Origin of the sequence: Pedobacter sp. ASV28 (genome assembly GCF_016428855.1) — a bacterium.
Classification (GTDB): domain Bacteria; phylum Bacteroidota; class Bacteroidia; order Sphingobacteriales; family Sphingobacteriaceae; genus Pedobacter.
In genome coordinates this window covers 28708-55051 of sequence record NZ_JAELTN010000037.1, presented here as the reverse complement: position 1 = coordinate 55051, position 26344 = coordinate 28708, and the positions used below count along the sequence as shown (strand labels likewise).

The window sequence follows — 26344 nt, the reverse complement described above, 5'->3', positions numbered from 1 at the left end:
CCCCCCCCCCCCCCCCCCCCCCCCCCCCCCCCCCCCCCCCCCCCCCCCCCCCCTTTTTTCAAGCATAAGACGGCATACGAGATGGTAACGCAGGTCTCGTGGGCTCGGAGATGTGTATAAGAGACAGTCTCATATCTCTAAAATAAAAACCGTCATTGTGAAGAGAAGCAACTTGACCATCCGATGATAGGGATGAGTTCATTATCTTCGCAATGACGGTGTTACAGTTATTTTTCTGTTATATCAGCTCTACGCTGCGACTAACAAAAGCAGTTAATTCTGCTCCGGTTAACATTCCCTGCGAAAGCAAGGCCAGGTCAACCGCTTGTTTGGCAAATTTACCTTGTTCCTCTTCGCTGGCACTTAGAATTTTGTTAACTAATTTGTGGTTTCCATTGATGGCTACCTTATAGCTGTCGGGCATATTTCCATAAAAATTCATTCCTCCACCCATTTTTGCCATATCTTTCATGCGACGCATGAATTCGTCCATGGTAATGGTTACCGGAGCATCTTCTGGATGAAGTCCAACAACTTCTACCGTATAGCCAGGTTTGTTAATGGCCTTCTCGAAAATTCCCTTAACCGTAGTCGACTGCTCTTCACTTAATACCGATTCTAGCTTTTCCTCTTTTTCTATCAGTTGATTAACTACGCTCGAATCAACGCGTTTCAATAAGGTTTTTTCTAGTTTTTGCTCTAAGCTGCTTACAAAATGCCCATCGATAGGGGAATTCATCACCAGTACATCGTATCCTTTCTTTTCTGCAGCTTGTATAAAACCGTCTTGTTTATCGGGATCTGTGGTGTATAGATAAACCACATTGCCATTCTTATCGGTTTGAACAGGACTTATTTTTTCCTTATACTCTTCTAGTGTAAAGCTCTCTTTTTTAGTATTGGTTAGCAAAGCGAAATCTTTAGCCTTGTCATAGAATTTTTCCTCGCTGATCATTCCGTATTTTACAAAAAGACCAATATCGCTCCATTTTTCTTCGTAAGCTTTGCGGTCTGCCTTAAACAATTCGCCAAGCTTATCTGCTACTTTTTTGGTGATGTAGTTGTTGATTTTCTTTACATTGCTGTCGGCCTGTAAGAAGCTTCTAGATACGTTCAAAGGAATATCAGGACTATCAATCACCCCATGAAGCAGCATTAAAAACTCAGGTACAATGTCCTTAACCTCATCGGTAATAAATACTTGACGACTGAACAATTTGATCTTGTTACGCTGCATGTCGAAATCTTCTTTCACCTTAGGGAAATAAAGTACACCAGTAAGGTTAAACGGATAATCTACATTGAGGTGGATCCAGAATAAAGGATCTTCCGAAAAAGGATAGAGTTGCTTGTAGAAGTCTAGATAGTCGGCATCTGACAAATCTGCAGGGGCCTTGGTCCAGATAGGGTTGGTCGTGTTTACGATATTGTCAACCTCTACACTTTTATATTTGGGTTTGCCTTCTTCATCTTTTCCATCTTCTTCTTGTTCAGTTTTGGTGCCGAACTTGATGGGAACAGGAAGGAACTTGGCATATTTGTCTAAAATTTCCTGAAGCTTGTATTGGCTTAAGAACTCTTCGCTATCTGCATTGATATGTAGAATAATATCTGTACCACGCGTGGTTCGGGTACCCGTAGAGATTTCAAATTCGGTACTGCCATCACAAGTCCATTTTGCGGGTTCTGCACCTTCTTGGTAAGATAATGTATTAATCTCAACTAAGTCAGCTACCATAAATGCCGAATAGAAGCCTAAACCAAATTTACCAATGATCTCATTCGCATCTTTGGCGTCCTTAAATTTCTCCACAAATTCACTGGCACCAGAAAAGGCAACTTGGTTAATGTATTTTTTAATCTCTTCGGCAGTCATTCCCAAGCCATTGTCACTAATGGTAATGGTTTTTGCTTTTTCATCCAATTTAACTTCCACCAGTGGTTGACCCACCTCTCCGTTAAACTGCCCTAATGCACCTAAGCGTTTTATTTTTTGTACAGCGTCAACTGCGTTAGAAACTAATTCCCTTAAAAAGATCTCATTGTCCGAATACAGGAATTTCTTGATGATAGGGAAAATGTTTTCAGTGTGTATGGAAATACTTCCTTTTTCTGTTGTCATATTTTAAACTATTTTTTTTGCTTATACCTTTGTTTATCAATGCCTGTTCCAAAATAAAATACAAGTCAAAATGACAGGTGGAGGCGCTCAAACCTTATGGCTTTTATCCAATAATCCGATAAATTGAGGAAGTTTTAATTTTTTTAAGTAGCTACAGTGGTTTTTAGGTACGATAGTCCCGCTTTCCGTTATCATCTTTTTGCTTCAACGCTTGTCATCCCGAGCTTGTCAAAGTATTTGTTTCATTGGTAGCCAATACTTCGATAAATTCAACGTGACATTATATCAAGAACAGTGATAGTAAAAGTATTTCCATTGCTAGAGGGTTGTTAAACTAAGGGTTTGTAAAAAAAAGTTTCTTACAAATAGCTTACATTTTATGGAAATTAGCGCAATATTTAATCCTGAGAATATGAAGATAAGTTTGGTAATATTAGTTTGCTTTTTCTGTATATCGCTATCTGTAAATGCACAAAACCTGAATAGAAAGAGCATTGCGTTTTTGGATTGGTTTTTTAACCAAAACAAGGGAATTCAATTGAAAAAAGGGCGTAATTTTTACTTGTCAGGGTTTTCTAAATACCAAATTGAGGGTTTGGAAAAACTTTTTTCCAAAGATACATTGCACCATATGAGGCAAAGCCGTACTGATACACCTCGATTTATATGCTTGTCAAAAAAAGATAAAACCTACATACGTCATCAAATCAAAAAATTAGGCGTGCAACAGTTGCCCAAAGAGATTTTGCCTCAGCTACAATATTTAGCGCCAGATACCATTAAAGCGCTTCCTCAACGATACCTTTTCTGGGAAAGTGCCTATAAGAAAGGAATACACGGTTTTTATGCATTTAATACACCTATATTTTTCGATAATGGAAAATTATGCTTATTTGTTTACGACTATAGCTGTGGTAATTTATGTGGATATGGTACGATTTCTATTTATAAAAAAACAAAAGTGGGCTGGGTGCAATATGTAGAACTCTCCAATTGGATCAGTTAGCTTAGGGATAATAACCTTACAATATTTCAACGTTTTAACTACAAAACAATGCGTATCTTTGCCGCTTCAAATGGAGTACAACGTACACACACTTAAGAATGGCATTCGTATTTTGCATGTTCCTGCAGTTTCGGCAATATCGCATGCCTGTATTTTAATTAATGCCGGTTCCCGTGATGAAGAAGATGCGCAAATGGGTTTGGCACATTTTATAGAACATCTTATTTTTAAACGTACCGAAAAGCGAAACACCATACAGATCCTAAACAGGCTAGAAAGTGTTGGTGCAGATCTTAATGCCTATACTACTAAGGAATACACCTGTGTTCATGCTTCTTTTCTGCATTCCTATCTGGACAGGACTTTAGAACTGTTTAATGATATTGTGTTTCATTCTACCTTTCCAGAAGATGAGATGGAAAAAGAGAAAGGGGTCATACTTGACGAGATTACTTCTTATCTAGATCAGCCTGAAGAGGCTATTAATGATGATTTTGAAGATATGCTCTTTAAAGGACATCAATTGGGACGAAATATATTGGGTACGCCCGAAACGGTGTCCCGTTTGTCTAAAAAGGATATTCGATCGTTTATTCAAAATGAATACCGCACAGATCAGATCGTGATCGCCGTGCTTGGTAATTATCCCTTTAATAAATTGACGAAGTTGGGCGAAAAGTATTATGCTGATGTGCCGGAAAAAACCTCTGCCAATAAAAGAATGGCCCCAACGGTAAATCCGGCTTTTCATCAGGTGATAGATAAGCAAATTTCACAAAGCCATTGTATGATGGGTACACAAGCTTATTCTTTGCATCATCCTTACAAAACAGGTTTGTTGTTGCTGAACAACATTTTTGGGGGCAATGGAATGAGCTCTGTTCTTAACTTACAGTTGAGGGAGAAATATGGCATAGCCTATACTATAGAATCGGCTTATAGTCCATTATCTGATACAGGTATTTTTGCCATTTATTTTGGTACTGATAAGGAAAAGACCGAAAAGGCCATGCAGCTCATTCGTAGGGAAATGACTAAGCTGAAACAGAAGCCATTAACGACTGTTCAATTGCATAAGGCCCAAAATAAATTTATAGGACAGATTGCCTTAGGTGAGGAGAATAGGATTGGACTGATCATCGCTATGGCCAAAAGCCTGTTAGACTATGACAAGATAGATAGTCTACAGACTGTTTTTCATAAGATTCGAGAAGTAAGCACGGAAGATATGGCAAATATTGTAAATGAAGTGTTTGATGAAAAAAAGCTGACGGCTTTGGTTTTCAATCCAATAGACTAGGTTTGTTGCATTTTATAGGTCATTCTAATTTAAAGAAGTGAGCCTATAGGTAACATTAGCCGCCAAAAAAAATCTTTTTCTTACCTTTGTATCATGAACTATTAGGGTTTTAACTATATGTAAAAATCATTTGCCAAGCCCATCATAGCTCATCGACCATTAAAAAATTAAAATACCCTGATGAAATTACCTATTGTAGCTTATGGAGATCCAGTTTTAAAAAAGGTCTGTGGACCAATTGACGAAAGTTATCCTGAATTGAACACCTTGATAGAAAACATGTGGGAAACCATGTACAATGCAAGTGGAGTAGGGTTGGCGGCACCGCAAGTTGGATTGCCTATTCGTTTATTTGTGGTAGACACAGGCGATAATGATGAGGAAGAACGATACAAAAAAGTATTTATCAATGCACAGATCATATCTGAATCTGGTGAACCTTGGGGATTTAATGAAGGTTGTTTGAGTATTCCTGAAATTCGCGAAGAGGTCATGCGAAAACCAAATATTGTCATCAGCTATTACGATGAAAACTGGATGAAACATGAAGATGAGGTGAGCGGTTTCTCGGCCCGTGTGATCCAGCATGAGTATGATCATATAGAAGGAAAGCTGTTTACCGAAAAACTAAGTTTATTGCGTAAACAATTGCTTAAAGGGAAATTAGATAAGATTGCCAAAGGAGAAGTCCGTACGGATTATAAAATGCGTTTTCCAAGGCAGTATAAAAGGAGATAAAAAAAGGCCAAGATTAATCTTGGCCTTTTTGTTAAAAGTAATTAAAGCACAATCAATTTGATATGCTTTTTAAAATCGTGGTCTGCCAAGGTTAAAATATACTGTCCTTTTGGTAGTGATCTTTTTAGGTTCAACTGAAATTGGGAAACTCCAGAGGCGGTATTGAACTCTTCTTCATGTACTATTTGGCCATACAAGCTGATCAGTTTTGTTTTAATAGACTTTCCAGTAAAGTTTTCTAGGTTAAAGTTGATATCTCTTCGTGTAGGATTTGGAAAGGCTTTTGCATCAACTACAATCAGTTCGCTAAAATTAAGAACGGCAGTTTCTGGTGTCGATGCTTTGCCGTCATTGTCGAACTGGGTTAGCTTATAATAATTTATTCCGTTTATTGGCTTATAATCCCATGTGAAATAGGTGCTAATTTCCTTTGTATTGGTTTTTACAGAAGGTTTTTTATCCAGAAAACCAAAAATGCCATTTGCTCCGGCCTTTTCTACCAAAAAATAGTCGTTGTTGGTTTCATTGGCGGTAGACCATTCTATTTTTACCCGATTGCCATTTTTCTTTGCCTTAAAAGCGATCAATTGTACGGGTAAAGTGACGGCATCCGGAACAATGTTGCTGGCTAGGCTTTCATTATTTATGCGATCTAATGAAGTAACAGCATAATAGTAGGGCGTGCCCTGCCCCGGAGACACTGAATTATCCGTATAGGTGGTATTTTCACTTGAAATCACTGCAATTAAATTGGTAGAATTATTAAAGTCGACACTTGGAGAAGTAGAGCGATAAATGGCATATCTCTTTACTTTCTGCAGTTCAATAGAAGTACTGGCAGGGGCTGTCCATGTTAATTTGGTTTTGCCACTGGCCAGACTAGGTGTTAGGTCAGTGGGTTCGGCAGGTGGAACATTATCTATCCAGGTCATGGCAGGAAGTAGGGCAGGTGTATTGTAAAGCTGACGAACTAGATCCATGGCTTCTTTAACGCCTGTTTTAGTGGAGATCAGGTCATGGGAAGTAAAATGAGCGGTGCCCATTATATTTGGGGTACTGGTACGTAAATAACTAATTTGATTTTTGATTTCGTTGATGGAAATTGTAGACGACCAGGCCGATCCATCTGCAGGGTCTACCCTATAGGTAGCCAAACCAATATATAAATGTCGAGCAAAGTTCTGCCTATTCCAGTAGTCGCTTATGTAGTTAAATTTGGCATTGGCTGTAGATTGGCTAAATGCCCAGTACACCTGAGGGATTAAGTAATCAATTAATCCCTGTTCCATCCAATATTTGGTGTCGGCATATTGAACGCTATAATGCTCCGAGCCAGTTGTGTTGGTGGTAGGGCTAACATTAGGCACCGTAAAGTTCCGATAAATTCCAGAGGGCGAGATGCCAAATTTTATCCATGGTTTTAAGGCTTTAATTTTCTCACCAACACCTCTGATCATTAAAGTGACATTATCTCTTCGCCAATTAGCTCTAGAAGTAAAGCCTCGGGGGTCCGATGTAAATTGGGCATTATCATCAGCATCTGAAATGCCTGATAGATAGAAATAATCATCAAAGTGTATACCGTCAATATCATATTTAGTGATGATCTCTTCGATTACATCTACAATATGGCTTCTGACACCTGCAATTCCAGGATTTAAATATTTGGTGGTGCCACTGGTAAGCAACCAGTCTGGATGGTTTCTGGCTACATGGTTTGTGGCGTATGTTGTAGCATAGGTGGAGGAAATCGCAGCTCTATATGGATTTAACCAAGCATGTATTTCCAGCCCCCTTTTGTGAGCTTCGTCAATTGCAAATGCTAAAGGGTCCCACCCGGGATTTTGGCCATAAGTTCCGGTTAACCAATGTGACCATGGAACTAGTGAGCTGTTATAAAGTGCATCTCCCGTTGTCCTAACTTGAAAATAAACAGCATTAATACCTACATCCTTTAACTTGTCCAAAATAGCAATCAATTTTGTTCGTTGCGTAGCAGGAGCATCACTAGCGCTTGGCCAATCGATTCCGTAAACAGTCGATATCCAAGCAGCCCTCAACTCTCTTTTTGGATTTTGTGCATTTGCCACCTCGTGAAATTGCAGGATAATAATAAGCAATACTAAAAGTCTTTTCATTGCCGGTTAGTTTGGTTTTTGCGGTTTTATGCAATGAATATAGTAAAATATTGTTTATTTAAGTGTTTTTGCGGTTTTTTATTGCAGCTTAAGGTGTTTTATGATGTATAAAATTTGGTCAAAATGAAATCTGAGTACTGGATGAGAATTAGGGTTAGCACAGATATCAAACTATAGAAAGGCTTAATATAGCTAGTCAATGCTAATGCTTCAAGAAATAATGATGGTTGTGCTTTTAAGCATTAATTTTGTACATAAAAAAGCATAATGATTATGCTCTACTATTTTAGGGAAACAGCAAGGGAATTGATCATGTACAAAACAAGGTCTTTAAATGCTGGAAGCTATTTTCTTTTATATGTGAATATAAGCTGAGAAGTTACAGGCGAATTATTCTGCGTATTTAGAATTATCAGGTCCTCTCTCCTTATTTCTAGCTGCGTACCATTATTTTTGAGTTGAAAGGCGTTAAAATATTTCCTTTCGCTTATGGTGTAGTTATCTTTAAATTCTTCAATAAAAAATAAAGTATTATTGCTGATGCTGAATTTTGAAGAAGTTGTAGGGAAATCTTTTTGATCACCTTCCCATATTAAATATCTAGCATTTTTATATTTGGTGACAAATTGCTCAACTATGCTGGTTGAAAGATCGTTATTAAGTCCCAACAATATTTTTCCAAATTGTTCTGTTCTCTGAAACGAAGAGTCGGTATTAAAAGTAATATTACAAGCTATGAAATTCTTGAAGGAATCTATAGGTAGCACAATTTGATTTTGGCCTGTAAAGGTAATGCTGCTTAATTCCCAGCTGCCTATTATTGTATTTTCAGTTTCTTTTTTATCTTTTTTACAGGATGATAATACATTTAAAAATATAACGAATGTACTTAAGATGATTATAGATTTTTTATAGGCTATCATAAATGCTTATTTGTCTTCGCTACTTCTGGCTTTATCGCCATTAAAGATTTCCTGCATGAGTTTTCCCCATGCAAAAGGATTTAACAAGGGGTTAGTTTGACGCATGTTGACATTCATCATCCTGTCGAAATTGTAGCGATAATTGCTATTGCTAATTTCCTGCGCATCTCGAGGGAGGGTGAGCTTCATGCCATTTATACTTTGTCGGGATAAATTTTTCTTTGCAATGGCCATATCGTCATCTGCAACTTTCATCGAAAGAAAGTCTTTATTGAATTCTTCTACCGTAGCCCATGGATTAACCCTAACCGTTTGTAGATAAACCACCTCAGACTTCATCTGGATCATAGCCGTGTACTTGTTTTCAACAATTGTTCTGGGCAGTACTAATGTTTTACTGGTAAAACCAACAGCCGAGAAAACTACGGTATCTCCAGGATTAACAATAAAAGAGAAGAAACCCTGGTAGTTTGCAGCATATTTTTGGCCTTTGTTGCTCAGGTTGGTGATGGTAACATAAGGCACAACCATATTGCTGTCAGCATCGGTAACTATGCCCGAAAACTGTACCAATTTGTTAGCCTTGGTTTTGTCTTGGGCAAAAACCGTTGCAACAAACAAAAGCAATATGATGGTCAATGCAAACTTCATCTGTATATATCCTGTTTTTTGGAACGTTTGCTTTAAAGTGCCAATTTATGGTTTTAAACCAAACGCTTATATATTACAAATGTAAATGTAATAGGTTTATATTTTTGGTTAAAATGTGTTAAAGTTATACTTGTTCAGCTAAATCAACCGCAATTACTCCCTTAATTTCAGGAACTTCTTTCATGATCGCTTGTTCAATACCTGCTTTCATGGTCATGAAGCTCATTTTGCAAGAGCCACAATTACCTAATAATTTTACTTTTACGATATGGTCAGGCGTAATTTCTTCAATAGCCACATTTCCCCCATCCGCTATCAAATAAGGTCTGATAGTTTCTAAAGCTCGCTCTACTTGTGCTGTTAAATCCATGTTATTATTTTTTTAAAATATAAAAATAGTAAAAATTTAGCAATTAGCCATTGGTTGCGCATTGCTGATTGAAATTTGTTGGGCAATTTTACCGGCAATTTCTGCAAATGCAATGGCTTGTGGATGGCCTTTCTCCATGGCTATAGGGGTGCCTTTATCACCAGCCTCGGTAATGCTTTGTACTAAGGGAATCTCCCCCAAAAAAGGTACATTAAAGCTTTTTGCCAATTCTTTTCCTCCATCTTTGCCAAAGATGTAATACTTGTTTTCCGGAAGTTCGGCAGGGCTAAAGTATGACATATTCTCTATTACGCCCAAAACAGGGATATTTATTCCCGGCATGCCGAACATGGCCAATCCTTTCCTGGTATCGGCTAGCGCAACCTGTTGGGGAGTGGTTACAATGACAGCGCCAGCAATGGGAAAACTTTGACTAATGGTAATATGTATGTCGCCAGTTCCAGGAGGCAAATCCACTAATAAATAATCTAACTCACCCCAGTCGGCATCATTAAATAATTGTTTAATGGCATTCGAAGCCATTGGTCCGCGCCAAGGCACAGGTTGGTCTGGATCGGAAAAGAACCCAAGAGATAGTAGCTTAATGCCATATTTCTCTATCGGAAGAATTAAGGTTTTCCCATCTGAGGTTTCCTTGGCACTGGGCTTTGCACCCACCAATCCAAACATGATGGGTACAGACGGGCCATAGATATCTGCATCGATCAGGCCAACTTTAGCGCCGTCTGCAGCTAAGGTAACGGCCAAATTACTGGAAACGGTAGACTTGCCTACCCCACCTTTACCAGAAGAAATCAGAATAATGTTCTTAATCGCTTTTAACTGACTGGTGTCAACAGGTTTGGTTACCCTAGAGGTAATGTTGACCTGGATATTTGCTTCTGCATCAACAAAATGTTTGATGGCATTGGTACAGGCATTTTTCAGCATGTCTTTTAGAGGACAGGCAGGAGTAGTAAGCTCTAAGGTAAAAAGAATATTTTTATCGTTGATTTTAACGTCTTTGATCATGTTCAAGGTCACCAGGTCTTTTTTTAAGTCTGGATCTTCAACATGGCGCAAGGCCGCTAAAATTTGTTCTTCGGTAATTATCATCTTCCAAAATTACTAAAACATAGCTATAAATAATTTTGTATCTATCTTTTTGTTGTAATTTTAACACGAAATAAACATTTGCCCTGAGCGTTTGTTAAAGCAATATTTCCTACATTTAGTTTATGCAGCTACCCAAAATAGTAATACCGAAGAAATACTTGAAGATTGGCGCCTGGGTTCTGGGCATTTTTATACTTTTATTAATATCGATAGGGGCTGTAGCTTATAGTAAACGCGAAGCGCTTTTAAAGAAGATGGTGGCAAAGGCCATTGCCAAAGCAGATAAAGATTTTGGGCTGAATGTAAAAATAGCTTCTTTCGGGTTTGAAGGGATGAGTTCTGTGCATATGAGTGGGATCTCGGTGGTACCTAAAGATAGGGATACCTTAACTACCATAAGTGATATTACCATTGGCGTGAAAATATGGCCATTGATTTTTGGTGATGTTAAACTTTCGGCCATAGATCTTAACCATGGCAAGCTCAATGTGGTGATGAGAGACACCCTAACCAATATAGATTTTATTTTAAAGAGAAAAAAGAAAGATAGCACAACGACCACAAACAAGGTGGCATTGAGCGAAATTGCCAGCAATTTACTGAATCAGGTGTTTTATAAAATTCCTGATGATATGGTGGTTAAAGACTTTGTAATGGGATTGAATGATAACGATACAGCCTTTGTAAAGTTTAATACCACAATAGCAACTATAGATGGCGGAAATCTTCAGTCGACCATTAAGGTAAATGATACTGCTGCCATATGGCATTTGAATGGCAAGTTAAACCCTGGCAGCAAAAAGTTAAATGTCATGTTATTTGCAGAGGGCAAAAAGGTAGAACTGCCCTATTTGGAGCGTAAGCTGCAGACCAAGATTAATTTTGATACCGTAAAGACGGAGATGAAAGATGCGAGTTTTAGTGGAAGCGACTATAGAATAGTTGGGTCTTGGTCCATCAAGAATTTGCTTATCAATCAAAAGCGGATCTCGGCTGATGATATTATTGTTCCCGATGCAAAGATTGAAGCGGATATGATTATTGGAGAGAATTTTGTCTGTTTAGATAGCACCTCTACGGTTTATCTAAGAGATGCCTATATCCATCCCTATTTGAAATACACCTTGTCACCCCACAAGATCTATGAAATGAAGCTTAATGCCCAAGAGCAAGATGCCCAAGCCATTTTTTCTTCTTTTCCGGTAGGGCTTTTTGAATCATTGGAAGGGATAAAAGTACAAGGAAAACTAAAGTACAGCTTAGATTTTTATCTGGACACTTCAATACCTGACAGTGTTAAATTTAGTTCTACTTTAACACCGAGTAATTTTAAGGTATTGCAATGGGGGAAAACTGATTTGCAAAAGATAAATTCCGACTTCATATATACTCCTTATGAATATGGTAAGCCAATGCGCAATATTACCATAGGGCCATCAAATCCTAATTTTACCAGGTTGGAAAATATCTCGCCAAATTTTAAAAATGCTTTGTTAACAGCAGAAGATCCTTCATTTTTCAGGCATAAAGGTTTTGTAGAGGAGTCGATCCGCAAATCAATTGCAGTAAACTTTAAAGAGAAGAAATTTAAAAGAGGGGGCAGTACAATTTCCATGCAGCTGGTCAAAAATGTTTTCCTGAGCCGTAAAAAAACACTGGTCAGAAAGGCAGAAGAAATTTTAATCGTGTGGTTGATCGAGAACAATAGATTGGTGAGCAAAGCCAGAATGTTGGAAGTTTATTTTAACATTATCGAGATGGGAAATAATGTTTATGGCATCGGTGAGGCATCGAGATATTATTTTGGTAAATCGCCGGCTGAGCTTAATATTGGCGAAAGCATATTTTTAGCCAATATTGTACCGAAGCCCAAAGCTGCTTTATATAAATTCATGAGCAATGGAGGATTGAAAGAATATTTATTGCCTTATTTCAGGTTTATTGGCGGTACAATGGCCAGAAGGGGACTTACTCCCGCAGATTCTGCTGGCTATGGCTTTTATGATGTACGCCTTAGAGAAGGTTTGAGGCAATACCTGTTGCCAGATTCTACCGTCATAGATACGGCCTCGGTAGATGTGGATGAAGATGGCATGATTACCCCCGAAGGGATGAACGATAAGTCTAAGAGTTTATTCGATAGACTATTCGGCTCTTCTAAAAAAGATACCGTCACAAAAGTACAGCCAGGTCAGGATACGGTTAAAACACGTAAACAATTAAGGCAGGAGCGAAGGGAAGAAAGAAGAAGACAAAGGGAGAAAAATGGATAATAGAATAGCTGTTCATGAAAAGGAGTTTGAACTACTCTTAACCCAAGAAACCATTTACAAGCGCATCAGATTAATGGGTATACAGCTGAATATGGACTATGAAAATAAGAGGCCAATATTCATTGGGGTATTAAATGGAAGTTTTCTTTTTATGGCCGATTTAATGAAGGAAGTAAATATTTCCTGCGAAATGGAATTTATAAAGGTGGCTTCCTATCATGGGACCAATAGTACAGGTACGATCAAAGATGCTTTAGGTATGCCTGAAAACCTAAAAGATAGGGATGTTGTTCTTGTAGAGGATATTATTGATAGCGGGCAGACCATGAAATATATTCTCGGTAGGCTTTATGAACAGTTTCCTGCTTCTGTTGCGGTTTGCACTCTTCTGTTTAAGCCTGCCGCCTTAAAAGAAGAGATAAAGGAGCTTACTTATGTAGGTTTTGAAATTCCTAATGAGTTTGTGGTGGGTTATGGCTTAGATTACGATGGTTTGGGCAGAAACCTTAACCATATTTACCGAGCAATTTAGGCTTTAGGGCAGAGATATTAAATCTTCGCTTTCGCTGATTGTTGGTGCCTACTATTCCGAGCCTCAAGACCTATTTCGTAAGGTAAAAGAAATTTCTTAGCTACTTGCCATCTCCAACTGGCGTTTAATTTGGTCTTAAATGCTTGTTTTACCATTGTTGTGTTTAATCAGAACATCAGGCAGTGGTAAAATAGACCTGATTGGATCGAATATACAGCCCAAATAATGGGCAAGTAAAGCGAAAAGCAGGAATATATTAAATAGCACTACTGTTTTTGCTCTTCAAAAAAGTAGGGCATAGAGGAATAACTAACTTTTTAGATTCCTTACTTCACTCCGAATGAAAAAAAAGTCCCCCAACAATATGCTGAGGGACTTGGTCTTTATTCTTTATGCTATTTCAGCTCTTTGCTTTAAGCCTTCAGCTTATTTGGACAAATACATCGATTTATCTTTAACCAGTTTTCGGAAGTAAGGATCTTCCAAATCTTTGATGAAACGAATGGCTTCACCGGTTGATTTCATCTCTGGACCTAATTCTTTGGCCACTTCAGGGAACTTTTCATAAGAGAACACAGGTTCTTTAATGGCAAATCCTTTTAGCTTACGCTCGATATTAAAGTCTTTTAACTTGTTCACGCCAAGCATAATTCTAGCTGCAATATTGATGTAAGGCACATCGTAAGCTTTGGCAATAAAAGGTACCGTACGTGAAGCACGAGGGTTGGCCTCAATTACATATACTTTATCATCTTTAACTGCAAATTGAATATTTAACAAGCCAATTACATTTAATGCCTTTGCAATTTTCTTCGAGTAGTTTTCCATGTCGGCAATTACCTTGTCAGACAAGCTGAAAGGGGGAAGTACAGCACTTGAATCTCCCGAGTGTATACCTGCAGGCTCAATATGCTCCATTAAACCAACAATGTGTACATCGGTACCATCACAAATCGAATCTGACTCGGTTTCTTCTGCCCTATCTAAGAAGTGGTCAATCAATACGCGGTTGCCAGGCAGATCGCCCAACAACTTCACTACTGCTTTTTCCAAGTCTTCGTCGTTAATGACGATGCTCATCCCTTGTCCACCTAATACATAACTAGGACGCACCAATACGGGGTAGCCTACTTCGTTAGCCACTTTGATTGCTTCCTCGGCATTTTCAGCAACACCGTATCTCGGATAAGGAATCTCTAATTCTTTCAATAAATCGGAGAAACTACCACGGTCTTCGGCAATATCCATGTCCTCGTACGAAGTGCCAATAATGCGGATATTGTTTTCATGTAGCTTCTCGGCCATTTTCAAGGCAGTTTGGCCTCCTAATTGAACAATTACACCGAGTGGGTTTTCAAGGTCGATGATTTCACGAACATGCTCCCAGAAAACAGGCTCGAAATAAAGTTTGTCGGCCATGTTAAAATCTGTGCTTACCGTTTCTGGGTTACAGTTAATCATGATCGCTTCGAAACCATTTTCTTTGGCCGCTAATAAACCGTGTACACAAGAATAATCAAATTCGATACCTTGGCCAATACGGTTAGGACCAGAGCCTAACACAATTACTTTCTTCCTGTCGGAAACGATAGATTCGTTAGTGCCAAGTTCATCTCCATCAGATAAAACTTCTCCGCTAACTAAAGAAATTTGTTGAGGAGCTTCTTCAAAGGTAGAGTAGAAGTAAGGTGTTTGTGCAGCAAACTCGGCAGCACAAGTGTCAACCATTTTGTAAGCTCTTTTAATGTTCAGCTCCTTACGGCGGTTGTAAACATCATCTTCAGTTACATTGCCTAAAATGAAGGCAATTTGTATATCAGAGAAACCTTTCTGCTTCAGGTTGAAGAAGAAATCTCTTGGGATGTTGGTTAACGAATAACGTTTTAGTTCGGTTTCTAAAGCGACTAGCTCTTGTATTTGATTTAAGAACCATTTATCAATTCTAGTTACCTTGCGGATAGATTCTAGTGGTACGCCCATGCTCATGGCATCTTTAATCAAGAATACTCGATTCCAGCTTGGGTGCTGTAGGCCATACATAATTTCTTCGATGTCACGTTTCTGACGACCATCTGAACCAATACCAGCACGGCCAATCTCTAAACTCTGACAAGCTTTTTGCAAGGCCTCGATAAAGCTGCGGCCAATGCCCATTACCTCACCCACAGCTTTCATCTGTAAGCCAAGCTCCATGTTGGCACCTTTAAATTTATCGAAGTTAAAACGAGGTATTTTTACAATGACGTAGTCTAGAGTTGGCTCAAAATAAGCCGAAGTGGTTTTGGTGATTTGATTTTCAATCTCATCTAAATTGTAACCGATAGCCAATTTAGCTGCAATTTTAGCAATCGGATATCCAGTTGCCTTACTTGCTAACGCTGATGAACGAGATACACGAGGATTGATCTCTATGGCAATAATTTCGTCGTTATCTGGGTTGACCGAGAATTGTACGTTGCAACCACCAGCGAAATTACCAATGGCTCGCATCATTTTAATGGCCTGGTTACGCATCTCTTGGTAGCAACGATCAGACAATGTCATCGCAGGAGCCACTGTGATCGAGTCTCCGGTGTGGATGCCCATTGGGTCAAAGTTTTCGATAGAACAAATGATAATTACGTTATCATTACTGTCTCTCAACAGTTCCAATTCATACTCTTTCCATCCCAAAACGGCCTGTTCTACGAGAACTTCATGAGTTGGCGAAGCTTCTAATCCACGTTTGAGCGCTGCATCAAAATCTTCTTTTCTGTGAACAAAACCGCCTCCAGAACCACCAAGTGTATATGAAGGGCGGATTACCAAAGGAAAGCCTATGATCTGTGCCGCTTCCTTGCCCTCTAAAAATGAGTTGGCAATTTTAGAAGTAGCTACGCCAACGCCTATGTCGACCATTAACTGGCGGAAAGACTCCCTGTTTTCAGTCTTATCAATCGCAGCAACATCAACACCGATAATTCTTACATTATGGTTTTTCCATAAACCTCTTTCCTCAGCGTCAACACAAAGGTTTAAGGCGGTTTGTCCACCCATGGTAGGCAGAACTGCATCAATTGTGGGTAGATTAGGGTTGTTTTTGTGTTCAATTAAAATCTCTTCAATCGACTCGAGTGTTAGCGGTTTTAAATAAACATGGTCACCAATTACCTTGTCGGTCATAATGGTGGCTGGATTGGAATTAATAATGGAAACCTTAATTCCTTCTTCTTTTAAAGAAAGTGCGGCTTGAGAACCAGAGTAGTCAAATTCGCAGGCTTGTCCGATAATAATGGGGCCAGATCCGATAATTAATACTGAATTGATGGAAGTGTCTTTAGGCATGTGGGTTTTTAAAAAAAAGTCTAAAGTGATAGTCTAATTGACCGATAGCTGGGAGAATTCCTCTTGCTATAGAAACGAAAATCCCAACATCTCTGTCGGGATGCAAAGATACGGTTTCGTAGCTAATTTATTAATGATTATTTTAAAATATATTCTGGTGGAAGATATAGTATAGCCAAATCAATAAATAAATCTTCGGTAAAAGGAGCTTAAGCTGTTTAACCGCCTATATATGCTATAAAACCGACCAAACTTTTTTTGCTAAAAGCGAAGGTTATGGTAGGTCCGTAAGGGTTGCCATAATGCCAGATGGTATATTGCCCGTGGCAGGCCAGGTAAGAGGAGTGATTTGGCGAGTGGCGATGAGATTTTTTGTTTAACTTATTGGTTTTTAGGTTTTTATTTATGTATGTTTTACTGTACACTGTCTGTTAAATAGGGCTATCACATGTACGCCAGATGCCAAAATGTGCTGCCATAATTAACATAATATGTTAATATTAACTTGACCTAAAAATAGGATAGTGTGCTTTAAACACCCTCATTATCCTTAAAAGGTCATGTTAACGTCATGAAATGGGGCTTTTTAAATTATTGGCAAAAATGTTGTAATAAAAGTAAACAAATAGAGTTTTATTATTGTTAGTAAAACAGATTGATGGTTGAGACATCAATTAAATTTTGAAAAATTGATCTAAAGCATCCTCGAAAGAGGGTATTCTTCATAAATAGTTTGTTTGGTTTATTTTCCGGTAGGGGTTGTTCCCTACCGGATTTCTTTTTTATAGACCTTATTTTTCCAGTTTAAACTCAAGAGTATTTTATACTTTTGGTACGTGTTACTTCTTATACTATCGATGAAGGAAAGTTTACAGCAGTTTTTTTTAGGAACTGGAGCTTTAGAGTGGGCAGGTGTTTTTACGGGACTTTTATGCGTTTGGCTCGCTGCGAAAAATAACATATGGAACTGGCCAATTGCAATTGTCAGCGTATCTATTTATATCTTTATCTTTTTTGAAAGTAAGCTTTATGCTGATATGGGGCTGCAATTCTACTTTTTTGCCATGAATATTTATGGATGGTATTATTGGAGTAAGACAAAAGATGATCCAAGTTTGGAAAGACCAATTAGCTTAATGAGCAGGAAAGAATGGCTTGGGTCAGTAATAGCCATTGGTATTTTTACCATATTGTTGGGTACCACCCTGCATAGACAAACGGATGCCTCTTTTCCGTTTATCGACAGTTTTTGTACAGCTTGCAGCTTAATAGCCCAGGTGTTCTTGGCAAGAAGGGTATTGCATAATTGGTTGATCTGGATTTTTGTGGACATTATTTATGTAGGTGTATATTTCTCTAAAGGATTATATCCAACGGGATTAATGTATGCGGTGTATATTTTTATTGCCGCTATGGGCTATAGAGATTGGAGAAAAATTTATCGTGAACAGAAGAATTAGAAAAATTGCCATTGTAGGCCCTGAAAGCACAGGGAAATCTACTATTTCTGCGCAATTGGCTAAATACTATCAAGTAGCCTGGGTACCGGAATATGCCAGATATTATTGTGCAGCACTTACCGAGGCCTGTACGCTACAGGATGAGGTTAATATGTTTCATGGACAGGTGGCTTTAGAGGAATCGGTGCTGTCTATGGTAGAAACAGATTTCATTATCTGCGACACCACTTTTCTTACCGTAAAAATTTGGAGTGATGCTTTTTTTGGGGAAACACCACAGGTTGTTTTAGATGCGCTAAAAGAAAGGCCCTATGATTTTTATGTGCTATTAGATATCGATCTGCCTTGGCAAGATGACCCATTAAGGGATTTTCCCAACCAAAGGGAACATTTTATGGAGGTTTGGCATCGCGAGCTAAAGGTATTGAATGCCAATTATCAAGTAGTTTCGGGTCTGGACGATGACCGATTTAATAATGCCATTGCTGCAATTGATCACTTTCTGCTGAATGTCGTAGATTAACTGATGCTGAACAGACGTAGCTAAATCTCCTTATTAACAGGAACGGTTTGGCTATTCAAAAAAAATAATACCTTTGTAGCATCAATAAGGGGTGCCTTGTTTTGCATAAAACACAAATAAAGGCTGAGAACATACCCATTTTAAGTAAAAAGTGAAAAGCAAAAAGTTTGAACAACTCAGACTTTGAACTTTAAACCTTAAACTTAAATGCACCTGATCCAGATAATGCTGGCGTAGGGAATGGTTTATGGAGTTTAACTAAAGTCGGGAGTAACCCCTACTGTCGGCAGGTTTAACTAAAAACAACAAAAAGTTGAAAAAATTAATGATCGCAGCGTTAGCTGTAGTTTTGTGTCCTGTTTTTTCGTGGGCTCAATTCAAAATTTCAGGAAAAATTACTGAAACAAATGGTAGGGCACTTTCTGGTGCAAGTATCAGGTTAAAAAACAAATTGTTTACGGCAGCCAGCAATAGCGCAGGTCTTTATGAGTTTAGCAATTTGCCGGCAGGAAATTATCAGATTGTAGTGAGTTATTTGGGCTTTGCTACGCAAGAAAAGAATATTCAGCTTTCTGGTCATGTTACGGCAGACTTTACCCTGAGCCCTTTGGCTTTTGTGGCAGATGAAGTGGTGGTCAGTGCAACAAGGGTTGCCAAAAATGCAGCATTTACTTATAAAAATCTTACAAGAGCCGATTTAGAGAAGGTAAATCAAGGTCAGGATTTGCCTTATTTATTGAATCAAACCCCCTCTGTAGTGGTGACTTCAGATGCGGGTGCGGGAATCGGCTATACAGGTCTGAGGATAAGGGGTAGCGATGCTACAAGGATCAATGTGACCTTGAATGGCATTCCTTTAAATGATGCGGAAAGCCAAGGTAGTTTCTTTATCAACTTGCCCGATTTGGCTTCTTCTGTTGATAATATACAAATCCAGCGGGGCGTAGGAACTTCTACCAACGGGGCAGGAGCCTTTGGCGCAAGTTTAAATATACAAACGACTACGCGTAGGGATTCGGCCTATGCTGAACTGAATAATACTTATGGTTCGTACGAAACTTGGAGAAACACGGTAAGCGCAGGAACTGGTTTGATTAATAATAAGTTTAGTTTTGATGCACGTTTGTCGAGGATTAAGTCTGATGGCTATGTAGATAGGGCTTCGTCGAACTTGAAATCTTTTTTTGTAACGGGTGCTTATTATGGTAAAAATGATATTTTACGTTTAAATGTATTCAGCGGAACGGAGAAAACTTATCAAGCTTGGAATGGTATTAGTGAAGAAATGTTGCAGACTAACCGTAGGCATAACGATTTTACGTACGATAATCAAACGGATAACTACCAACAGGATCACTATCAGTTATTTTATACCCGTAATATTACGAAGCAATTGGTCGCTAATGCAGCTTTGCATTATACCTATGGTAGAGGCTATTATGAAGAGTTTAAGAAAGATAGAACGTTGTCAGACTATCAGATAGATCCGGTTATAATTGGAGGGACCACCATCTCTAAATCTGATTTGGTGCGTCGTTTATGGTTGGACAACGATTTTTATGGATTGACCTATTCGTTGACATACACGCCAAAAACTAACTTGAATTTTACTTTGGGCGGAGCTTATAATCGCTATGATGGTAAACACTTTGATGAAGTAATTTGGGCGCAGTTTGCTAATTATAATGGAAGTGGTTCTATTAGACATAGGTATGACGATAATGATGCTTTTAAGAGCGATTTCAATATTTTTGGTAGAGTAAGCTATCAGCTAGGCCAGTTGAATATATTTGCTGATTTGCAGTACCGGAATATTTTCTATTCTTACTTTGGCCTAGATGAAAATGCAGATCCTGGCCAACAGCGTGCCCGTCTGGAATTTTTTAACCCCAAATTCGGTTTAACCTATAACCTAACGGACAAGAGCAATGTATATGCTTCAGTTGCAGTGGGGAATAAGGAGCCTAATCGCAGAGACTTTACCGATTCGAATGTAAATACACGTCCCAAACATGAAAATTTAACCGATATTGAGTTTGGCTATAGAACTCAATTGGCCAAACTAACAGCTGGCATAAATGGTTTTGCCATGTTGTACAAAGATCAGCTTATCAATACAGGCAAATTAAATGATGTAGGAGGGCAAACCCGTCAAAATGTGCCAAACAGTTATAGGATAGGTTTAGAATTCGATGCCCGTTGGCAGATCGTTAAAAACTTCTCGTGGACGGCAACGGCTACCTTAAGTCAAAGCAAGATCAAAAACTTTACGGAATATGTTTATGATGATACCATAGATGGGGATTTGTTGACTTTTGATTATAACAATACCAATATTGCTTACTCCCCAAAAATTGTGGCTTCAAATGAATTTGCTTATTCGTATAAAAATGCGGGGATAGCTTTAATCAGTAAATATGTAGGTGAACAGAACTTAGATAATACTTCTGCTAGTGATCGGGTTTTGGATGCCTTCTTCGTGAACGATGTGCGTTTAACCTATAATCTATCTTTGCCTGGTATTAAAAATGTAGGCTTAAACTTTTTGGTGAACAATATTTTTAATGTAAGGTATGAGTCAAATGGTGGAAGCGGGGCCTATTTATCGAACGGAGATTTTGGTCGATATAAGTACTTTTACCCACAAGCTACACGTAATTTCTTGTTGAGCTTGAACTTGAAATTTTAGTTTGATAGAGCGGTCGTCATTTCGAGCATAAAGTAGTGGGCCGAGAAACCCATAAACCTCGTAGGTTTTAGATCTACGAGGTTTTCTTTTAAGTTACTTCTTCAACGGCTGCAAAAGATATTCTAGCCCATTAAGTTTGATCTCATAAAGTGTACCCAGCAACATCCCTAATTTTCCAGCGGGAAAACCTTTTTCATTGTACCATACTAAATAGGGCTCTGGCAAATCACACAACAGCCTGCCTTGATATTTGCCATAAGGCATTCGCATGGTCACCAAGTCCTTCAAAAGTTGTGGGTTCATGGTTTAAAGGTAGACATTTTTAGGGAAGGGGCAGTATTTCAATTCAGGAACAGTTCGCTTATAAATATAACTATACGTTATATTTATAATGATTTATTATAATTTTTTACGAGTTTTGCACTAAACTAAAAAAGAATTAAATGACAATACATAAAGAAGGATACACCTCCATTGCGCTAACCGTACTTTTTATATTTGTAATCAATGCATTTGTAGATTACAAATTTGCAGATATTACTTGGCTGAGATGGTTTGTCTATATTCTATCGTTTGCGCTATTTGTTATTGTACTACAGTTTTTTAGAAATCCGAAGCGTACTTTTACCAACGGTAATAACCTGATTATTTGTCCTGCAGATGGCAAGGTAGTGGTGATTGAAGAGACTGAAGAAGGAGAATATTTTAAAGATAGGCGCCTACAGGTTTCCATCTTTATGTCTCCCGTAAATGTTCATATCAACCGAAATCCCATTTCTGGAGTAGTTAAGTTTTTTAAATATCACCCGGGTAAGTATTTGGCTGCTTGGAATCCAAAATCGAGTACAGAGAATGAACGTACAACAGTGGTGGTGGAGCATCAAAATGGAACACCTGTATTGTTCCGTCAAATTGCAGGAGCTTTGGCCCGTCGTATTGTTTGGTATGTGAAAGAAGGTGACCAAGTAGTGCAGAATGAACAATTCGGCTTTATCAAATTTGGTTCTAGAGTTGATATCTTCCTCCCTTTAGGTACTAAGGTTAATCTAGAATTGGATCAAGTGGTAAAAGGTGGCATTACTGTGCTTGGAGAATTAAGCTAAAAAATTAATCGGCAGCGATATAAAGCCTCGTGAGTTTGAAACTCAAGAGGCTTTTTTGTGGTTTCCCTTGGTCTTCGAATTAATAGTGAGCTAAAGCTGGTTTAAAAGCTGATGCTGAAATAAATCCGATAGGTATCGGATCAGCATGATGGATTTTGCAAATGTAACACCACTCTGACCTGTAGCAAAGAGCTATAAATAAATTTATTTTTAGGGCTTGTCATAGACATGAAAATGCTTTTGCATAAAATTACTCCGTTACTTGGAATGGCGTAAAATGTAAAAAAGATTGAAACGAAAAGCCCGACTAAAATTAATCGGGCTTTTATAATTGGCTTTCTAAACAAAAGATTACTTACCTGCGGGCGCTGTATTTTCGCCTACGGTACGTTGTGTTGGGTATGCAAATTCAGATCCATTGCGTTGTACAATCTCAATGATCTTAAAATTAGCTTCTTCCTTGATTTTTAACAGGTCAAACTCTTTTTTCATTGGAACTAAATAGATGATTTGCACCTTTAATGATGAATCGCCGAAAGAGTCGAGGGCAACAGTGCCATCCGTAATACCGGGATGTTCCTTTAAATAACGGTTAATCTCTTCAATGATTTTCTTTACGGATTCGGAACTGGTCTCGTAGGTTAGGCCGATATCGAACTTTACCCGACGGGCGTTGCGCATGGTAATATTCTCTAGCACACCGTCTATCATCGATCTATTGGGAATTACATAGGTTGTTTTGTCTGTGCTACGCAACACAGTGCTTCTGAAGCCTACACGCTCTATAGTGCCCTCAACACCATCTACCTTTACCACATCGCCAACGGTAAAGGGTTTGTCCATAAAGATCAGGAAAGAACCTAACAGGTTTTCCAAGCTTTCTTTGGCAGCCATGGCTATGGCAATACCTCCAATACCCAAGCCAGTTATGAGACTTACTGCATTTACTTCAAAAACATAACCCAATAGTACGAAGAAACCAATAAAAGCGATGATGAACTTTAACAGCTCCTTGATAAAAGGTACAAGCTGATCGTCGGATTTGTTTTTGGTCTTAGCGGCACGTACCAAAAGTACATGGGCAATAAAATCGACCATTCTAAGTACAATCCAGAAAATAGACAGAATGATCAGGAAAAGAAAAATCTTGTCAATGAATTCGCCAATGGTAAAAGCTTCATTTATTTTTACTTTATCTACTATTTTTTTATAATGGAAAAAAGTAACTTCTAATGGATGCTTTAGCTGGTTAATGGCAATGTATAGGGTAGAAAGTGTAATGAAAAACTCTATTGGCTTTAACAGCAGCGATATAAAGGTTTCGGAATTAACCTCGTCGGCAAATTTTTTGAAGAGTTTGAAAACCAGCTTACTAAGTAAGCGGGATACTATTCTTTTAAAGAAAAGACCTATCAGGATGATAGCTGCAAAAATGCAATACTGCTTTATGGTATTGCCCCAAAAGATTTGTTCGAAAAAGTTAACTTCCATTATACTAATTGTTTTAATGCAATTTCAAAAGCAGTTCTTGATAAATTTATTTTTTTGTTCGAATTCTGGTGTATTGCTTTTAAGGCATTGTAGATAATGTTGGAAGCATCTGAAAAGATGGCATCATCACTCATTTCTACGTTACGTTGCATGAGATAGGCAAATACCCTAGCCATGCCACAATTGGCAATAAAGTCTGGAATAACGGCAAGGTGATTGTCGGCATGCTCCATAATACTACCGAAAAAGATTTCCTTATCTGCAAATGGCACATTGGCACCACATGCGATCACTTCTATGCCACCTTTGATCAATTGATCTACTTCATTTTGTTTGACTAACCTGGAGGCTGCGGCTGGTACAAAAATTTCTGCACCCATTCCCCATATTTTTTCATTGGCTTCATCAAAAGAAAGTAAGTGTTCGGAAACTAAGGTGTTGTTGACCCGATTATTGAATAATTCGGCAATTGTAGATGGTGTGAAGCCTTTTGGGTCGATTAAACCGCCAACGCGATCAATGATGCCAACTATTTTAACACCTTGTTGTGATAGGTAATAGCCTGCGGCAGCAGCTACATTGCCCCAGCCTTGTATAATGGCCCGTTTCCCATGGAGTTCACCACCCCAGATATGGTAAAAATGTTTAATGGATTCGGCAACGCCATAACCCGTAATCATATCGGCCACTTTGTACTTTCTCTTGATGTCGGGCGTATAGCTTAAATCTTCAAGGACTTTTGAAACGCCATAGCGTAATTGTCCAATTTGATGGATACGTTCATTTTCCCTAGCTTGATAATGGCCGTTAATTACACCTTCCTGAGGATGCCAAAGGCCATAGTTTTCGGTAATGGGAATAACTTCATGTATCTCGTCGATGTTTAGATCGCCCCCAGTGCCATAATAACTTTTCAATAATGGCATTACGGCTTTGTACCAACGTTCAAGCACTCCTTTTTTGCGCGGATCGGCAGGGTCGAAATTAATGCCCGATTTGGCACCGCCAATGGGTGGTCCTGAGACGGTGAACTTCACTTCCATGGTTTTTGCCAGGGATTCTACTTCTCTTTTATCCAGGCCCTTTCTCATTCGGGTACCACCACCGGCTGCACCACCACGTAACGAATTGATCACAACCCATCCTTCGGCTTCCGATTCTTTATCTTTCCATTCAAAAACAATTTCCGGTTGTTTTTCTTCGTACTTTTTTAAAAGTTCTTTCATTATTATTGGTCTCTATTTGGTACCTGCAAAGATATAAACAAAAAAACCTCCACGAAGTTAATCGTGAAGGTTATATGTTTTGTTTTAAGAAAAATTACTTTCTTAAAGATTTGATACGTGCTGCTTTACCAGTTAAGCTGCGTAGATAGAACAATTTAGCTCTACGAACTTTACCGTGACTGTTGACTTCAACTTTCTCTATGTTTGGAGAACTGAAAGGAAAGATACGTTCCACACCAACGCCATTGCTAATTTTACGTACTGTAAAAGTTTCGTTGGCACCAGCACTGTTGCGTTGAATAACAACACCTTGGTAAATTTGGATACGCTCTTTGTTACCCTCGCGAATTTTATAGTGGACACTAATGGTATCTCCTGATTTGAAAGAAGGAAATTCTTTTTTAGTGCTTACCTGTTCTTCTACAAATTTTACTAAATCCATGATTTTAAGCTATTAAGCCGATTTTTGTATTGTTTAAAATCGGACTGCAATATTAGGAAATATATTTTGAAAATAAAAGCGAATATTAAAAATATTTGAAAATGTATATTTTCCTCTTTTCAAATGGTTTATGTTTTACTTTAAAAGGTCTGGCCTCCGTTGTTGGGTACGTTTAAGGGCTTCTTCATGACGCCACTCATTTATCTTAGCTTCGTGGCCACTTAATAATACATCTGGTACCCTATGTCCTTGCCAATCTGCTGGTCTAGTGTAGATGGGGGCATCTAATAATTCTCCTTGAAAGCTGTCCGATAAAGCAGAGGTCTCATCATTGAGTACACCAGGGATTAACCTGGTTACCGCATCTACCAAAACGGCAGCAGGTAATTCTCCGCCAGACAGTACATAATCGCCAATAGAGATTTCTCGAGTTACGTAGATATCCCTTATGCGTTGATCAATACCCTTGTAATGCCCACATAAAATAATGATGTTCTTTTTTATAGATAGGCCATTGGCGATGGTCTGATTTAGCGTTTCCCCATCAGGGCTCATGAAAATCACCTCATCGTAGCTGCGTTCGCACTTTAGTTTTTCGATGCAGGCGGCAAAGGGAGGAATGCTCATGACCATGCCACTGCCACCGCCATAAGGATAGTCGTCTACACTTTTTTGCTTGTTAGTGGCATAGTCACGTAGATTGTGTACTACAATTTCGGCAATACCTTTAGTCTGGGCCCTTTGTAAAATAGAATGGGCAAAAGGACTGGTTAACAAGTCGGGTAATACAGAGATAATATCAAAACGCATGGGGCAAATATACGGCATTGCAAGAAGTTTAACGTAATTTCTAAAAAGCATTAACGATAGAAGTAAAGAGATGAGCTGCGATATTTTAAAAGCGATTATAAATTTGT

At 38.5% G+C, this 26344-nt stretch carries 21 protein-coding genes; 9 read left to right on the top strand and 12 right to left on the bottom strand.

Going from position 1 to position 26344, the window contains the following annotated elements; translation table 11 throughout:
- Positions 1 to 238 precede the first annotated feature (238 nt).
- The gene (gene htpG, locus JHD79_RS14330) at positions 239 to 2122 is read right to left on the bottom strand and encodes a molecular chaperone HtpG (protein ID WP_199119991.1); all 1884 of its coding nucleotides are present in this window, start codon (positions 2120 to 2122) and stop codon (positions 239 to 241) included.
- A 670-nt stretch (positions 2123 to 2792) separates the two neighbouring features.
- Between htpG and JHD79_RS22810 the strand changes: the two genes are divergently transcribed.
- The 3 genes from JHD79_RS22810 (at position 2793) to def (ending at position 5166) form a co-directional block, all read left to right on the top strand.
- Positions 2793 to 3128, top strand: a complete 336-nt coding sequence (locus tag JHD79_RS22810; RefSeq protein ID WP_233164715.1) for a hypothetical protein — start codon at positions 2793 to 2795, stop codon at positions 3126 to 3128.
- 70 nt (positions 3129 to 3198) lie between these two features.
- Positions 3199 to 4428 carry a pitrilysin family protein gene (locus JHD79_RS14320; protein ID WP_199119989.1) on the top strand — a complete coding sequence of 410 codons (1230 nt, stop codon included), beginning with the start codon at positions 3199 to 3201 and terminating at the stop codon, positions 4426 to 4428.
- 180 nt (positions 4429 to 4608) lie between these two features.
- Entirely contained in the window at positions 4609 to 5166 is a 558-nt protein-coding gene (gene def / locus JHD79_RS14315; protein ID WP_199119988.1) for a peptide deformylase, read from the top strand.
- A 41-nt stretch (positions 5167 to 5207) separates the two neighbouring features.
- Here the strand turns inward: def and JHD79_RS14310 are convergent, their stop codons facing one another.
- The 5 genes from JHD79_RS14310 to JHD79_RS14290 all read right to left on the bottom strand — a co-directional run bounded on the left by JHD79_RS14310 (position 5208) and on the right by JHD79_RS14290 (position 10364).
- Positions 5208 to 7304 carry a family 10 glycosylhydrolase gene (locus JHD79_RS14310; RefSeq protein WP_199119987.1) on the bottom strand — a complete coding sequence of 699 codons (2097 nt, stop codon included), beginning with the start codon at positions 7302 to 7304 and terminating at the stop codon, positions 5208 to 5210.
- Between the two features lie 344 nt (positions 7305 to 7648).
- Positions 7649 to 8227 (bottom strand): hypothetical protein, encoded by a 579-nt coding sequence (locus JHD79_RS14305; RefSeq protein ID WP_199119986.1) that lies wholly within the window; start codon positions 8225 to 8227, stop codon positions 7649 to 7651.
- 6 nt (positions 8228 to 8233) lie between these two features.
- Entirely contained in the window at positions 8234 to 8878 is a 645-nt protein-coding gene (locus tag JHD79_RS14300) for a hypothetical protein (RefSeq protein WP_199119985.1), read from the bottom strand.
- A 124-nt stretch (positions 8879 to 9002) separates the two neighbouring features.
- On the bottom strand, positions 9003 to 9248 hold the full coding sequence (locus JHD79_RS14295; RefSeq protein WP_199119984.1) for a NifU family protein: 246 nt from the start codon (positions 9246 to 9248) through the stop codon (positions 9003 to 9005).
- 36 nt (positions 9249 to 9284) lie between these two features.
- Positions 9285 to 10364 carry an Mrp/NBP35 family ATP-binding protein gene (locus tag JHD79_RS14290; RefSeq protein WP_199119983.1) on the bottom strand — a complete coding sequence of 360 codons (1080 nt, stop codon included), beginning with the start codon at positions 10362 to 10364 and terminating at the stop codon, positions 9285 to 9287.
- 122 nt (positions 10365 to 10486) lie between these two features.
- Between JHD79_RS14290 and JHD79_RS14285 the strand changes: the two genes are divergently transcribed.
- Positions 10487 to 12637 (top strand): transglycosylase domain-containing protein, encoded by a 2151-nt coding sequence (locus JHD79_RS14285; protein ID WP_199119982.1) that lies wholly within the window; start codon positions 10487 to 10489, stop codon positions 12635 to 12637.
- On the top strand, positions 12630 to 13169 hold the full coding sequence (gene hpt, locus JHD79_RS14280) for a hypoxanthine phosphoribosyltransferase (protein ID WP_199119981.1): 540 nt from the start codon (positions 12630 to 12632) through the stop codon (positions 13167 to 13169). Before JHD79_RS14285 ends, hpt begins: the two co-directional genes overlap by 8 nt.
- Before the next feature lie 426 nt (positions 13170 to 13595).
- Here the strand turns inward: hpt and carB are convergent, their stop codons facing one another.
- Positions 13596 to 16493 (bottom strand): carbamoyl-phosphate synthase large subunit, encoded by a 2898-nt coding sequence (carB, locus tag JHD79_RS14275; protein WP_199119980.1) that lies wholly within the window; start codon positions 16491 to 16493, stop codon positions 13596 to 13598.
- 857 nt (positions 16494 to 17350) lie between these two features.
- Between carB and pnuC the strand changes: the two genes are divergently transcribed.
- The 3 genes from pnuC (at position 17351) to JHD79_RS14260 (ending at position 21165) form a co-directional block, all read left to right on the top strand.
- A complete protein-coding gene (gene pnuC / locus JHD79_RS14270) occupies positions 17351 to 17953 on the top strand; it encodes a nicotinamide riboside transporter PnuC (RefSeq protein ID WP_199119979.1) in 603 nt (200 codons plus the stop codon).
- On the top strand, positions 17937 to 18476 hold the full coding sequence (locus JHD79_RS14265; RefSeq protein ID WP_199119978.1) for an ATP-binding protein: 540 nt from the start codon (positions 17937 to 17939) through the stop codon (positions 18474 to 18476). The genes pnuC and JHD79_RS14265 overlap by 17 nt, the downstream gene beginning before the upstream one ends.
- 325 nt (positions 18477 to 18801) lie before the next feature.
- A complete protein-coding gene (locus JHD79_RS14260; RefSeq protein ID WP_199119977.1) occupies positions 18802 to 21165 on the top strand; it encodes a TonB-dependent receptor in 2364 nt (787 codons plus the stop codon).
- A gap of 93 nt (positions 21166 to 21258) precedes the next feature.
- On the opposite strand, the gene JHD79_RS14255 is transcribed toward JHD79_RS14260, so the two are convergent.
- Positions 21259 to 21468, bottom strand: coding sequence for a DUF3820 family protein (locus JHD79_RS14255; protein ID WP_199119976.1), 210 nt, complete (start codon positions 21466 to 21468; stop codon positions 21259 to 21261).
- Positions 21469 to 21608: 140 nt separating this feature from the next.
- Between JHD79_RS14255 and JHD79_RS14250 the strand changes: the two genes are divergently transcribed.
- A complete protein-coding gene (locus tag JHD79_RS14250; RefSeq protein WP_199119975.1) occupies positions 21609 to 22268 on the top strand; it encodes a phosphatidylserine decarboxylase family protein in 660 nt (219 codons plus the stop codon).
- Positions 22269 to 22619: 351 nt separating this feature from the next.
- Here JHD79_RS14250 and JHD79_RS14245 read toward each other — a convergent pair whose 3' ends face one another.
- From JHD79_RS14245 to trmD, 4 genes are all read right to left on the bottom strand, one after another.
- Positions 22620 to 23759: a mechanosensitive ion channel family protein gene (locus tag JHD79_RS14245; RefSeq protein ID WP_199119974.1), complete on the bottom strand. Its 1140-nt coding sequence runs from the start codon at positions 23757 to 23759 to the stop codon at positions 22620 to 22622.
- Positions 23759 to 24985, bottom strand: a complete 1227-nt coding sequence (locus JHD79_RS14240; RefSeq protein ID WP_199119973.1) for a Glu/Leu/Phe/Val dehydrogenase dimerization domain-containing protein — start codon at positions 24983 to 24985, stop codon at positions 23759 to 23761. Before JHD79_RS14240 ends, JHD79_RS14245 begins: the two co-directional genes overlap by 1 nt.
- Positions 24986 to 25079: 94 nt before the next feature.
- Positions 25080 to 25427, bottom strand: coding sequence for a 50S ribosomal protein L19 (gene rplS, locus JHD79_RS14235; protein ID WP_199119972.1), 348 nt, complete (start codon positions 25425 to 25427; stop codon positions 25080 to 25082).
- A gap of 135 nt (positions 25428 to 25562) precedes the next feature.
- Positions 25563 to 26237, bottom strand: coding sequence for a tRNA (guanosine(37)-N1)-methyltransferase TrmD (trmD, locus tag JHD79_RS14230; RefSeq protein ID WP_199119994.1), 675 nt, complete (start codon positions 26235 to 26237; stop codon positions 25563 to 25565).
- Positions 26238 to 26344 lie beyond the last annotated feature (107 nt).